The organism is Dickeya poaceiphila, from assembly GCF_007858975.2.
Lineage (GTDB): Bacteria > Pseudomonadota > Gammaproteobacteria > Enterobacterales > Enterobacteriaceae > Dickeya > Dickeya poaceiphila.
Genome location: NZ_CP042220.2, coordinates 299933 through 313248 on the forward strand (window position 1 = coordinate 299933; position 13316 = coordinate 313248).

Annotated in this window: 9 protein-coding genes; 5 read left to right on the forward strand and 4 right to left on the reverse strand. The window is 56.5% G+C overall.

Annotated elements, in window-relative coordinates; all coding sequences use genetic code 11:
* Positions 1 to 25 precede the first annotated feature (25 nt).
* Positions 26 to 766: a DUF2461 domain-containing protein gene (locus tag Dpoa569_RS01310; protein WP_042873344.1), complete on the forward strand. Its 741-nt coding sequence runs from the start codon at positions 26 to 28 to the stop codon at positions 764 to 766.
* 3 nt (positions 767 to 769) lie between these two features.
* On the opposite strand, the gene Dpoa569_RS01315 is transcribed toward Dpoa569_RS01310, so the two are convergent.
* Together Dpoa569_RS01315 and ilvY are read right to left on the reverse strand one after the other, a co-directional pair.
* Entirely contained in the window at positions 770 to 1534 is a 765-nt protein-coding gene (locus tag Dpoa569_RS01315) for a lysozyme inhibitor LprI family protein (protein WP_042873343.1), read from the reverse strand.
* Positions 1534 to 2421 carry an HTH-type transcriptional activator IlvY gene (gene ilvY, locus Dpoa569_RS01320; protein ID WP_146410965.1) on the reverse strand — a complete coding sequence of 296 codons (888 nt, stop codon included), beginning with the start codon at positions 2419 to 2421 and terminating at the stop codon, positions 1534 to 1536. The genes Dpoa569_RS01315 and ilvY overlap by 1 nt, the downstream gene beginning before the upstream one ends.
* 173 nt (positions 2422 to 2594) lie before the next feature.
* Here ilvY and ilvC point away from each other — a divergent pair, with 173 nt between their 5' ends.
* Positions 2595 to 4073, forward strand: coding sequence for a ketol-acid reductoisomerase (gene ilvC, locus Dpoa569_RS01325; RefSeq protein ID WP_042873339.1), 1479 nt, complete (start codon positions 2595 to 2597; stop codon positions 4071 to 4073).
* Between the two features lie 106 nt (positions 4074 to 4179).
* Positions 4180 to 4581, forward strand: a complete 402-nt coding sequence (locus Dpoa569_RS01330) for a hypothetical protein (protein ID WP_050569512.1) — start codon at positions 4180 to 4182, stop codon at positions 4579 to 4581.
* Between the two features lie 70 nt (positions 4582 to 4651).
* Here the strand turns inward: Dpoa569_RS01330 and putP are convergent, their stop codons facing one another.
* Complete coding sequence (putP, locus tag Dpoa569_RS01335; RefSeq protein WP_042873337.1) at positions 4652 to 6151, reverse strand: sodium/proline symporter PutP; 1500 nt, start codon at positions 6149 to 6151, stop codon at positions 4652 to 4654.
* 295 nt (positions 6152 to 6446) lie between these two features.
* Here putP and putA point away from each other — a divergent pair, with 295 nt between their 5' ends.
* Positions 6447 to 10427: a trifunctional transcriptional regulator/proline dehydrogenase/L-glutamate gamma-semialdehyde dehydrogenase gene (gene putA / locus Dpoa569_RS01340; RefSeq protein WP_042873334.1), complete on the forward strand. Its 3981-nt coding sequence runs from the start codon at positions 6447 to 6449 to the stop codon at positions 10425 to 10427.
* 362 nt (positions 10428 to 10789) lie between these two features.
* On the opposite strand, the gene ppiC is transcribed toward putA, so the two are convergent.
* Complete coding sequence (ppiC, locus tag Dpoa569_RS01345) at positions 10790 to 11071, reverse strand: peptidylprolyl isomerase PpiC (RefSeq protein WP_012767933.1); 282 nt, start codon at positions 11069 to 11071, stop codon at positions 10790 to 10792.
* A gap of 184 nt (positions 11072 to 11255) precedes the next feature.
* On the opposite strand from ppiC, the gene rep reads away from it, so the two are divergent.
* Positions 11256 to 13280 carry a DNA helicase Rep gene (gene rep / locus Dpoa569_RS01350; protein ID WP_042873331.1) on the forward strand — a complete coding sequence of 675 codons (2025 nt, stop codon included), beginning with the start codon at positions 11256 to 11258 and terminating at the stop codon, positions 13278 to 13280.
* Positions 13281 to 13316 lie beyond the last annotated feature (36 nt).

Sequence of the window (13316 nt, forward strand, 5' to 3'; positions counted from 1 at the left end):
CTCTATCTGTCAGGGACATCACATCATGACTACGGGATTCAACGGCTTCTCACCGCAGACGCTGACGTTTTTGCAGCAGGTACGCCAGCAGGACAGCAAAGAGTGGTTTGAAGATCACCGGCAGGAGTATAACGACCAGTTGCTGACGCCGTTCCGGGCGTTGGTAGAGTCGCTGTCTATCGCCATGCTACAGATTGACGACCATTTTGAAACCAAACCGGCGGTAGGCAAAACGTTATCCCGCATTCACCGCGATACCCGCTTTTCTCATGACAAATCCCGCTATCGTGACAAGATGTGGTTCACGTTTAAACGCACCCATAAAGATTGGACCGATGCACCCGCCTATTTTTTCGAGCTAACACCGACCGACTGGAGCTACGGGCTGGGTTATTACAGCGCCAGCCGCACCACCATGGAACTGTTTCGACAAACGCTGCGTGATAATCCGCAGGGTTTTCTGGATGTGGCGGCGTGTCTGGGGCACGAGTTTGAGCTGGTGGGGGAGAGTTACAAACGGCCACTGATTAAGGATCAGCCAGCGGAGCTGGCGACCTGGTACAACCGTAAATCGTTTGCGGTGATGACCACCCGGCAGGATCAGGAACTGCTGTTTAGCGGTGAACTGGTGCCGCTGCTGACGAAAGGTTTTACCCGGCTGGAGCCGCTGTACCATTATCTGATGAAGATAGAAGCGATGAAGAAAGCAGCGGAACCTGAAAAAATCAGCCCCGCCTTTCTGGATGAAAAGTGGTTTAGCCGCTGAAGGTTATTTCCCCTTCACCATCAAATAATCAAACAAATAGCTTTCACCGGCGGCGTCAAACACGGTGATTTGCAACTGCCGGTTATCCACGCAGGTCAACAGCAGTTTTTTCTGTCCGCCGAAGCTGCTTTCCGTCTGGCCAATGGCCTGGGTATCGGTCATCTGGCGAGCGCTGAGCGTGATGTCATCCAGCTTGTTGGCATAGCGGAATGCCACCGAGCCGTTACCGGTAATCTCACCGTCTTCGGCATCCAGCGTCAGGTTGACCAGATGGTATGGCGCTTTCTGGTCATACATTTCTTTGAAGTAATCGCTGAGTTCGCCGTACTCCTGATCAGATAGCTGCAGGTAGTATTCGTAGCTGTAGTCGCCGTCAAAGCAATTGCTACGGCGTGGACGGGCGATGGGGTCGGGCATGGTGTGTTGGGTGACGTCGTTCAGGTAGCGCAGACGGCTGAGTTGCTGCTGGTAACTCAACCGCAAGCACTCCTCATCCCGACAGGTGTTGCGGCTGGCGAGCCAGCTACGCTGGAACTGAGTCAGGATCTTGTCTTGCGCGACGCGTTCGGGATTACCGGTGAGAAACGCGCGCGACTTCTGCCACTCTTTCGCCAGCTCGTCATCCAGTTGGCTGAGCGCGGGTGTCTGGCAAATCAGCTTCTCCTGCGTCGAGCTTGCCTGCTGACAGGGAAAGCTGGCGGCCAGCGCCGGGAGCGTACTGCAACCCACAGCCAATGGCAGCAGCAGCGTAGCGAGCGATCGTTTCATCATTTTTCCTGTAAAGTTTCCCAAAATGCCGCTATTAACGGAGCGCTCAGGCGTTTTTTTTTCACGCAAACGCCCAGTTCGAATGGTTCCATGGCCTGAGCTTCTAATATTGACACCCGATTACGCACTGGTTCCGGACTGTTTTCAAGTACTACATCAGGGATTAAGGCGATACCGCAGCCCAGCGCCACCATTGAAACCATCGCTTCATGGCCGGAGACGGTCGCATAAATGGGCGGATTGGTAATGTGCTGACGTCGGAACCAGACGTCAATTCTTTTCCGCACTGGGCCATGTTCCGGCAAAATGAATGGAATTTGCGACCAATCCGGATCGGGTCGCAGTGCCTGGGTTTGCACCGGACAAGGCAATGCCGGAATGATCAACACCAGCGGAACCTTGCCGATGGGCATAAAATCCACGCCGGTCGGCAAGGTTTCCGGATGACCGGCGATACCGAGATCGGCTTCGTTGGACTGTACTTTATCCAGCGCGTCGGCGGCATCTCCCGTGGTCAGTTTGATTTCTACCAGCGGGTGGCGCGCTCGGAAACGGTCCAGTATCGGCGGTAGGTGGCTGTAGGCGGCGGTGACTGAGCAAAATAGCCGTAGTTCGCCGCTGAGCGACTGGCCCTGCTGTTGTAAAATCAGGCGCAGTTGCTGATACTGTAGCAGGGTTTGCTGAGCGAAGGTTTTCAGGTGTTCGCCGGCCTCGGTCAGGCGCACGGTACGGTTGTCGCGCAGAAACAACGCCTGGCCGATGTCCTCTTCCAGACGCTGAATCTGACGTGACAGGGTGGAGGGGCTGATGTGCATCGCTTTAGCGGTGCGGCCAAAGTGGCGGCTTTCCACCAGATGCAAAAACAGTTTCAGATCCCGTAAGTCCATGCGCGCAGTATCTCGTTTTAGTGTTGCAATTCTTGCAATATGACGTTGTTAATATATCAATTTAAGCAATGCATTTCCTGTCATATCATAATGACATTCTGAGCGGCGGTTAGTGCTTTAGCGCTGTCGTCCCGAACCTAATCCAAACACCCTATCAGATGGAGCACGCCTCAATGGCCAATTACTTCAATACACTGAACCTGCGTCAGCAGCTGGCACAACTGGGCAAGTGCCGTTTTATGAGCCGCGATGAATTCGCCGATGAAGCCAGCTACCTGAAAGGCAAGAAAGTGGTCATCGTGGGATGTGGCGCACAGGGTCTGAATCAGGGGCTGAACATGCGCGATTCCGGTCTGGACATCGCCTACGCACTGCGTGCTGAAGCCATCGCGGAAAAACGTGCCTCATGGCGTAAAGCGACTGAAAACGGTTTTAAAGTGGGCACCTATGAAGAGCTGATTCCGCAGGCGGACCTGGTGGTTAACCTGACGCCGGACAAACAGCACTCCTCCGTGGTGCAGGCGGTACAGCCGCTGATGAAACAAGGTGCCGCGCTGGGTTATTCTCACGGCTTCAACATCGTTGAAGTGGGCGAACAAGTTCGTAAAGATCTCACTGTCGTCATGGTGGCGCCGAAGTGCCCTGGTACCGAAGTGCGTGAAGAATACAAACGTGGTTTCGGTGTGCCGACGCTTATCGCCGTTCACCCGGAAAACGACCCGAAAGGCGAAGGTATGGCGATTGCCAAGGCCTGGGCGGCGGCAACCGGCGGTCATCGTGCCGGCGTGCTGGAGTCATCTTTCGTCGCGGAAGTAAAATCCGACCTGATGGGCGAGCAGACCATTTTGTGCGGTATGTTGCAGGCAGGTTCTCTGCTGAGCTTCGACAAGCTGGTTGCCGATGGCGTTGACCCGGCTTACGCAGAAAAACTGATTCAGTTCGGCTGGGAAACCATCACCGAGGCGCTGAAACAAGGCGGTATCACCCTGATGATGGATCGTCTGTCCAACCCGGCTAAACTGCGTGCTTTCGCGTTGTCTGAACAGCTGAAAGGCATTATGGCGCCGCTGTTCCAGAAACACATGGACGATATTATCTCTGGCGCGTTCTCCAGCGGCATGATGGCTGACTGGGCTAACGACGACGTGAAACTGCTGACCTGGCGTGAAGAAACCGGCAAAACCGCGTTTGAAAACGCACCGCAGTTTGAAGGGAAAATTGCCGAGCAGGAATATTTCGACAACGGCGTGCTGATGATAGCAATGGTCAAAGCGGGTGTAGAACTGGCGTTCGAAACTATGGTCAGCTCTGGCATCATCGAAGAGTCTGCCTACTATGAGTCGCTGCACGAGCTGCCGCTGATTGCCAACACCATCGCTCGTAAACGTCTGTATGAAATGAACGTGGTAATCTCTGACACCGCGGAGTATGGTAACTATCTGTTTGCCAATGCTGCGGTTCCGCTGTTGAAAGGCGCGTTCATGGACAGCCTGCAGCCGGGCGATCTGGGCAAACCGGTCGCGGCGACCAGCGTGGATAACGCACAACTGCGTGACGTGAACGAAGCTATCCGCAACCACCCGATTGAAATCGTTGGTAAGAAACTGCGTGGCTACATGACCGACATGAAACGCATTGCTGTAGCTGGCTAAGGTCATCAGGACTCTCGCATATCAGGACTATCGCATATCAGAACGGGGCGCGGATTGCGCCCCGTTTTTTTTGCTATTTATCAGCTATATAGGGGATGGGTTAGCTATGCAGGAAATCAAGGTGGTTAAAGCGTTTCCCTTCTCACTGTCGTGGTTAACGGTCACGGTTGCCGGGGTTTTCGTGCTGCTTTGGGCCTTTCTCTATTGGTCGGACGATGATTACACGCTGGTACGGCAATACCAGCTTGAAGATAACGTTACGGTGAATTTGTTTCAGCTTGAAAGTGGTGATTCAAGGGTAGGGCTTGTCTATCGGTATACTGTCAGCGTGAATGGTGGGGAAGCGAAAGAGGTGCTTAAAACTAACAGCCGTGATGCGGAAGTCCGTATGCAGGATGGCGTACTGGTGATAAACGTAGCCGGCGATGTGTATCGACTGGATAACCGTATTCGTCTTCACGGCGATTATGAAACATTGAAAACCCGCATTACCGTGACTCACCCATAGCATGGTTCGATGGTTCTAGTACGGCCCGATGGTTCGGGCCGTATTGCTGGTACATATTGTTGGCAGTGAATCAGGCGTCTGCCGGTGCAGATTTAAACTCCCGCTCAGCCTGATGGAAGCGCTCGGTGACGACAGTAGAAGGGGCACGCCCCAGCAGGCTTACCACCGCAATTGCAACGCAGGACAGCAGGAAACCGGGGATGATTTCATACAGATTCAGCCAGCCGTACTGCTTCCAGACGATCACGGTCGCGGCACCGACCAGCATACCCGCCAGCGCGCCATTGCGCGTCATGCGCGGCCACAGCAATGAAATCAGAATAACCGGACCGAACGCCGCGCCGAAGCCAGCCCAGGCGTAACTGACCAGCCCCAGTACGCGGTTTTCGGGGTTGACTGCCAGCGCAATCGCTATCACCGATACCAGCAGCACCATAGCGCGACCAACCCACACCAGCTCTTTCTGGCTGGCATTTTGGCGCAGAAACGGTTTGTACAAATCTTCAGTAATGGCGCTGGAGCACACCAGTAACTGGCAACTGAGCGTACTCATTACTGCGGCCAGAATCGCGGACAGTAGCACGCCGGCAATCCACGGGTTAAACAGCAGACGCGCCAGTTCGATGAAGACGCGTTCACCGTTCTGAGTAACGTTGCCTGCCTGATCAGGATTGCCCGTGAAGTAGGCAATACCGAAGAACCCGACGGTGACAGCCCCCGCCAGACAAAGCACCATCCAGGTCATGCTGATGCGGCGTGCGTGGCGAATGGTGTGATGTGAGTCAGCGGCCATGAAGCGCGCCAGAATATGCGGCTGGCCGAAGTAGCCCAGTCCCCAACCCAGCAGCGACAGAATGGCGATAGCGTTCAGCCCTTTGAACATGTCCAGATTTGCCGGGTTTTTACCTTCGATCACCGCCAGTGATGGTGTAATACCACCGACAGACAGGATAACGATCACCGGCGTCAGGATCAGCGCGAAAATCATCAGGCTGGCCTGTACGGTATCAGTCCAACTGACGGCCAGATAGCCGCCGATAAAGGTATAGGCAATGGTGGCGGCGGCACCGGCCCACAGCGCGGTATCGTAGCTCATGCCAAACGTGCTTTCGAACAGACGCGCACCCGCTACAATGCCGGAAGCGCAATAAATAGTGAAGAACACCAAAATCACCAGCGCGGAAATCACCCGCAGCAGTTTGCTTTTATCTTCAAAGCGATGGCTGAAATAATCCGGCAGCGTCAGGGCATTATGGTTAACTTCGGTGTGTACCCGCAGGCGTCCGGCCACCCAGGTCCAGTTCAGATATGCACCGATGGTCAGGCCAATCGCTATCCAGCTTTCGGATATGCCAGACAAAAAGACCGCCCCCGGCAGCCCCATCAGCAGCCAGCCGCTCATGTCGGATGCCCCGGCGGACAACGCGGTGACCACGCTCCCCATGCGGCGGCCACCCAGAATATAGTCGCCAAAGTTATTGGTGGCGCGATAGGCCATCAGGCCGATCAACACCATCCCGAATATGTACACCAGAAAGGTGACCAGCAAGGGTGTGCTCATGGTCGTCATTGTTGTCTCCATTGTGATGCTATCCGTCAGTCCTGCGCTCCGGCGGGCCGGGCACTGTCCGGCTTGCCGGAACGGATTCGCGATTTAGTTGCTACGGGTTGCACCTTTCAACTGATGGTCGAGTCAACATCAGTACCAATCTGGCCTGATTTGCCGAAGCAGCCGGCTGTCTTATCAGAGAAATGGGCGGCAAATATGGTGAAAAGCGTTGTTTGTTAACAAGGTTGCACAAAGTTGCAACATGCCCGATAGTGATTGTGCTTTCCAACATAACTTTCTTATAACAGGAGCGGATATGGGCACCACCACCATGGGCGTCAAGCTTGATGAGGCCACGCGCGAGCGCCTCAAAGCTGCGGCACAGCGAATTGATCGTACGCCGCACTGGCTGATTAAACAGGCCATTTTCAGCTATCTTGAGCGTCTTGAACGTGGTGCCGATACACCTGAAATTCCTCAACTGCTGGTCGGGCAAGACCCGATTGAGGCGGCAGAGATTATGCCGCAATCGCCACAAGAAGAAACCCACCAGCCGTTTTTGGACTTCGCTGAACAGGTGTTGCCGCAGTCGGTACTGCGTTCAGCGATTACCGCCGCGTACCGTCGGCCAGAAACGGAGATGGTGCCGATGCTGCTGGAGCAAGCGCGTATGCCGGAGGCGATGTCACGGGCCGCCAGCACGCTGGCGGCCCGTCTGGCGGCGGCGCTGCGCGGACAAAAAAACAGCGGCGGTCGTGCCGGCATGGTGCAGAGCTTGTTGCAGGAGTTTTCGCTGTCATCGCAGGAAGGGGTGGCATTGATGTGTCTGGCAGAGGCACTGCTGCGCATCCCGGATAAGCCGACGCGGGATGCACTGATTCGTGACAAAATCAGCACCGGCAACTGGCAATCGCACGTGGGTCGCAGTACATCGTTGTTCGTCAACGCTGCTGCCTGGGGGCTGCTGGTGACCGGCAAACTGGTTTCCACCCACAATGAATCCCATCTTTCCGGCGCGCTTAATCGCATCATTGGCAAAAGTGGCGAGCCGCTGGTGCGCAAAGGCGTGGATATGGCGATGCGGCTGATGGGCGAACAGTTCGTGACCGGCGAAACCATCGCCGAGGCGCTGGCGAATGCCCGTAAGCTGGAAGCGCGAGGGTTCCGTTATTCCTACGATATGCTGGGTGAAGCGGCGCTGACCGCCGATGACGCCGAGGCGTATTTAGCGTCCTACCAACAGGCGATTCACGCCATCGGTAAGGCCGCCTGCGGGCGCGGCATTTACGAAGGTCCGGGTATTTCCATCAAACTGTCGGCGCTGCATCCGCGTTACAGCCGGGCACAGTACGAAAGGGTGATGGAAGAACTTTATCCACGCCTGTTATCGCTAACGCTGCTGGCGCAGCAATACGACATCGGTATTAACATTGATGCCGAAGAGGCGGACCGGCTGGAGCTGTCGCTCGATTTGCTGGAGCGCCTGTGTTTCGACCCTCGACTGGCGGGGTGGAACGGTATCGGTTTTGTGATTCAGGCTTACCAGAAACGTTGCCCGTTCGTGATTGATGCGATTATCGATCTGGCGCGTCGCAGTCAGCGGCGATTGATGATTCGTCTGGTGAAAGGCGCTTACTGGGACAGTGAAATCAAGCGCGCCCAACTGGATGGGCTGGAGGGCTACCCGGTCTATACCCGCAAGCTGTATACCGATGTCTCTTATCTGGCCTGCGCCCGGCGTCTGCTGGCGGTGCCGAACCTGATTTATCCACAGTTCGCCACTCATAATGCCCATACGCTCAGCGCCATCTATCATCTGGCGGGCAACAACTACTACCCAGGGCAGTATGAATTCCAGTGTCTGCATGGCATGGGGGAACCGCTGTATGAGCAGGTAGTGGGCGCGGTGGCGGACGGCAAACTCAACCGCCCGTGCCGGATTTACGCGCCGGTCGGTACCCATGAAACGCTGCTGGCCTATCTGGTGCGTCGCTTACTGGAAAATGGCGCCAACACCTCGTTTGTCAATCGAATTGCGGACCCGGCGGTGGCGCTGGAAACGCTGGTGGCTGACCCGGTCAGTGAAGCGGAGTTGCTGGCGTCGCGGGATGGGCAGGTCGGGTTGCCGCATCCACGCATTCCGTTGCCGCGTGCGTTGTATGGCAAAGCGCGGCGTAATGCCAGCGGACTGGATTTATCCAGCGAGCACCGGCTGGCGTCGCTCTCCAGTGCGTTGCTGACCAGCGCTGCCCGATCATGGCAGGCGCAGCCGGTGCTCGCTGTCGAAGGTGATGTCGGCGGCGACAGTCGGGCCGTGATCAACCCGGCTGAACCGCGTGATGTGGTGGGGTATGTGCGCGATGCGCAACCGCAGGACATTGCGCTGGCGCTGGAACAGGCAGCCAGCGCAGGCGATATCTGGTTTGCCACGCCAGCGGCTGAACGGGCGGCGATTCTGTCGCGTGCCGCCGACCTGCTGGAAAACCAGCAACAGCAGTTGCTGGGGTTGCTGGTGCGCGAAGCCGGTAAAACGCTGGCGAATGCGGTTGCAGAAGTCCGTGAGGCGGTGGATTTCCTGCGCTATTACGCCGCTCAGGTGAGCGAAACGTTCAACAATCATGACTACCGTCCGCTGGGGCCGGTGGTATGCATCAGTCCGTGGAATTTCCCCCTGGCGATTTTCACCGGTCAGATAGCAGCGGCGTTGGCGGCGGGCAACAGCGTGCTGGCCAAACCGGCGGAACAGACTCCGCTGATTGCCGCGCAAGCGGTACAGATACTGCATGAGGCTGGGGTGCCGGTCGGTGCGCTGCAATTGTTGCCGGGGAATGGCGAAACCGTGGGTGCGGCACTGGTGCGTGACGAACGTGTACGTGGGGTCATGTTTACCGGTTCTACTGCTGTTGCCTCTCAGTTACAACGCGTGCTGGCTGGACGGCTCGACCCGCAAGGGCGTACCACGCCGCTCATCGCCGAAACCGGCGGTATCAACGCGATGATTGTCGATTCTTCGGCGCTGACCGAGCAGGTAGTGACGGATGTGTTGGCCTCGGCATTCGACAGCGCCGGTCAGCGTTGCTCTGCCCTGCGGCTGTTGTGCGTGCAGGAGGACGTGGCGGAAAAAACGCTGACGATGCTGCGTGGTGCGATGGCGGAGTGTCGCATGGGCAATCCAGAGCGGCTTTCCACCGATATCGGGCCGTTGATCGATGCCGACGCAAAGCAGCGGATTACGCGCCATATTCAAACGCTGAGGGCGAAAGGGCGGCCAGTGTTTCAGGCTGCCTGGCCGAACAACCGGGACGAAGCGGAATGGACTCGTGGACATTTTATTCCGCCGACGCTTATCGAACTGGAGAGTGTGGAGGAGCTGCAACAGGAGGTATTTGGCCCGGTACTGCATGTGGTGCGCTATTCCCGTAGCCAGTTGGATAGAGTGATCCAGCAGATTAATGCGGCGGGTTACGGACTCACGCTGGGCTTGCATACCCGTATTGATGAAACCATCACACGGGTGACCGGTCTGGCGAAAGTGGGCAACCTGTATGTAAACCGTAATATGGTCGGGGCGGTGGTCGGCGTGCAGCCGTTTGGCGGCGAGGGGCTGTCCGGTACCGGACCTAAAGCGGGTGGGCCGCTCTATCTTCACCGTTTGCTGTCGCACCGCCCGGATGATGCGGCGATACAGACGCTGGCCCGTCAGGACAACGAGCGCCCGGCGGATTTCACCGCGCGCCAGATGCTGCTGAAGGGATTACTGGCGCTGGAAACCTGGGCGCGACAGACGCAGCGTAACGCACTGGTTTCATGCTGCCAGCGTTATGCCGGACTGACGCAGAGTGGTACTGTTCGGGTATTGCCGGGTCCCACTGGCGAACGTGATACCTATACGCTGCTGCCGCGTGAGCAGGTGCTGTGCGTAGCAGATAACGACGATGACGCGCTGGTGCAACTGGCGGCGGTGCTGGCGGTGGGCAGTCGGGCGTTGTGGCTTGATACGCCGGCGCGGCAGGCGCTGTATCGGCAATTGCCTGAGCCGGTGCAGGCGCGGCTGGCGTTTTGTCGTGACGGAGTGACGGACGGCAGCCGGTTTGACGCGGTGATTTTCCACGGCGATGCCGATCAGTTGCGCCGCCTGTGCGAACAGTTAGCACCGCGTGACGGCGCCATTGTCGGCGTGCAAGGATTGTCCCGCGGGGAAACCGACATTGTGCTGGAGCGGTTGTTGATCGAGCGCTCGCTCAGTATCAACACTGCCGCCGCTGGCGGCAATGCCAGCCTGATGACGATTGGATAATGAAATCAGAGGTTGTTATCGGTGATTTATGTCGGAACTGTGGAAGGTTTCGTGCTTGATAACATCGGTTATTCTTTTGCAGCATCATCGCACGCACGACAAGGAGAGGCTCAACGCCGCCTCTCCTTGACCTCTGGCTAATGGCTAAACTGCGCCGCTACCGCGGTCCCTTCGGCGTTCGCCTTCGCTGTTCGGACCGCCTGTGACGTGCTCCCAGCACGGCACAGGCTTTCGCCGCGTCCATGCGGCTCATCCGGCGAAGTCGCCCACCTCAGCACAGTTTTAATGCCAGAAAGCACTCACCTGTAATGTAAGATGGGGTGTTAACAGCCTAAAAACGAATCTCGCCGCCTCTACTCCCGTTAGTTACGGTACAACACCTTGATAATGTGATAGCCGAACTGGGTTTTGACCGGGCCGAAGGGTTTGAGCAGTTCGCAGGAAAACACCGCTTTGTCAAAATCCGGCACCATGTCGCCTTTACGGAATTCTCCCAAATCGCCGCCATTACGTTTTGACGGGCAGGTCGAGTGTTTTTTTGCTAACTGCTGGAAATCCGCTCCCTTCTCCAGTTGAGCCAGAATGTCGGTGGCCTGTTGTTCGGTATCCACCAGAATGTGTAATGCTGCCGCGGTATTTGCCATAGTTAAGCTCCTTGAGCAAAGGGAAAGCCGATGTTGCCAGGCACAGCCTAGCACCCCCTTGTGACGAAAGGAAATGCGGAGCGCGTTCCGAAGCGGGTAACAGATCCTCGCGCTGGCCCGGACTTTTGCTACAATCCTGTTCTGTTACAATCCCCTTCCGTTTGACTGTCGAGCACGAAACACCATGCGCATGAATCCCAGCCAGCAACACGCTGTTGAGTTTGTGACCGGTCCCTGTCTGGTACTGGCCGGGGCTGGGTCGGGTAAAACCCGCGTGATTACCCAGAAGATCGCCCATTTGATCCGTAGTTGCGGTTATCAGGCACGCCATATCGCTGCGGTGACCTTTACCAACAAGGCCGCGCGGGAGATGAAAGAGCGTGTGGCGCAGACGCTGGGTCGCCAGGAAACCCGTGGCTTGCTGATTGCGACTTTCCATACGCTGGGGCTGGAGATCATCAAGCGTGAATACGCCGCGCTGGGCATGAAGTCCAACTTTTCGCTGTTTGACGATCAGGATCAGTTGGCGCTACTAAAAGAACTGACCGAGCTGTGGCTGCAAAATGACAAGGATTTGCTGCAACAGCTCGTGTCAACGTTGTCCAACTGGAAAAACGACCTGATTGATCCGGCACAGGCGACGGCGTTGGCACGCTCGGAGCGGGACCGGTTGTTCGCTCATTGCTACCGGTTGTATGACGAGCATCTGCGCGCCTGCAATGTGCTGGATTTTGATGACCTGATCCTGCTGCCGACATTGCTGCTCAAACGCAATGAAGAGGTACGCGAGCGCTGGCAGAACTGCCTGCGTTATTTGCTGGTGGACGAATATCAGGACACCAACACCAGCCAGTACGAACTGGTGAAGCTGCTGGTGGGCAGCCGGGCGCGTTTTACCGTAGTCGGCGATGACGACCAGTCGATTTACTCCTGGCGCGGTGCTCGCCCACAGAATTTGTCACTGTTGCAGCAGGATTTTCCGCAGTTGCAGGTGATTAAGCTGGAACAGAATTACCGCTCATCCGGACGTATTCTCAAAGCCGCTAATATTCTCATCGCCAACAACCCGCACGTGTTCGAAAAGCGCCTGTATTCCGAGCTGGGTTATGGTGAAGAGCTGAAAATCATCACCGCCAATAACGAAGACCATGAGGCTGAGCGGGTAGTGGGCGAGTTGATTGCCCACCACTTTATCCGCAAAACCCAGTATGGCGACTACGCCATTCTTTATCGCGGCAACCACCAGTCCCGGTTGTTTGAAAAGGTGCTGATGCAAAACCGCATCCCTTATCGCATTTCCGGCGGTACGTCGTTTTTCTCTCGCCCGGAAATCAAAGACCTGCTGGCTTATTTGCGTGTGCTGACCAATCCGGAAGACGACAGTGCGTTTCTGCGCATCGTCAATACGCCAAAACGCGAAATTGGTCCTGCGACACTGCAAAAACTCGGCGAGTGGGCCAGACAGCGTAATCGCAGCCTGTTTAATGCCAGCTTTGACATGGGGCTAAGCCAGACCCTGAGCGGGCGTGGGCTGGAGTCGTTGCAACGTTTCACGCAGTGGATGGGCGGCATGGCCCAGCTGGCGGAGCAGGAGCCGGTGAAGGCAGTGCGTGATTTGCTTCACGGTCTGGATTATGAAAGCTGGTTGTACGAAACCTCGCCCAGCCCGAAGGCGGCGGAAATGCGCATGAAAAACGTCAATACGCTGTTTACCTGGATGACGGAAATGCTTGAAGGCAGTGACCTTGACGAACCGATGACGCTGACTCAGGTGGTAACCCGGTTTACCCTGCGCGATATGATGGAGCGCAACGAAGCCGAAGAAGAACTGGATCAGGTGCAATTGATGACGCTACACGCCTCCAAAGGGTTGGAGTTCCCGTACGTGTATCTGGTGGGGATGGAAGAAGGGTTGTTGCCGCATCAGACCAGCATCGATGAGGAGAATGTCGATGAGGAACGGCGTCTGGCTTATGTGGGCATTACCCGTGCACAGAAAGAACTGACGTTCACCCTGTGCCGCGAGCGGCGTCAATATGGCGAGTTGATACGCCCGGAGCCGAGCCGTTTTCTGCTGGAACTGCCGCAGGATGATGTGATTTGGGAAACAGAACGCAAAGTCACCAGTCCACAGGAGCGGATGCAGAAGGGGCAGAACCATTTGGCCAATTTACGCGCTCAACTGGCGAAGGCCAGAGATAAAAACTGACGGCAGAAAATACGCCGGGCGGTTAGCCCGGCGTGC

What these genes read in the sequence shown, in the direction of transcription:
- Dpoa569_RS01310 (WP_042873344.1), top strand. Translation starts at nt 26, where the DNA reads ATGACTACGGGATTCAACGGCTTCTCACCGCAGACGCTGACGTTTTTG.
- Dpoa569_RS01315 (WP_042873343.1), bottom strand. Translation starts at nt 1,534, where the DNA reads ATGAAACGATCGCTCGCTACGCTGCTGCTGCCATTGGCTGTGGGTTGC.
- ilvY (WP_146410965.1), bottom strand. Translation starts at nt 2,421, where the DNA reads ATGGACTTACGGGATCTGAAACTGTTTTTGCATCTGGTGGAAAGCCGC.
- ilvC (WP_042873339.1), top strand. Translation starts at nt 2,595, where the DNA reads ATGGCCAATTACTTCAATACACTGAACCTGCGTCAGCAGCTGGCACAA.
- Dpoa569_RS01330 (WP_050569512.1), top strand. Translation starts at nt 4,180, where the DNA reads ATGCAGGAAATCAAGGTGGTTAAAGCGTTTCCCTTCTCACTGTCGTGG.
- putP (WP_042873337.1), bottom strand. Translation starts at nt 6,151, where the DNA reads ATGACGACCATGAGCACACCCTTGCTGGTCACCTTTCTGGTGTACATA.
- putA (WP_042873334.1), top strand. Translation starts at nt 6,447, where the DNA reads ATGGGCACCACCACCATGGGCGTCAAGCTTGATGAGGCCACGCGCGAG.
- ppiC (WP_012767933.1), bottom strand. Translation starts at nt 11,071, where the DNA reads ATGGCAAATACCGCGGCAGCATTACACATTCTGGTGGATACCGAACAA.
- rep (WP_042873331.1), top strand. Translation starts at nt 11,256, where the DNA reads ATGCGCATGAATCCCAGCCAGCAACACGCTGTTGAGTTTGTGACCGGT.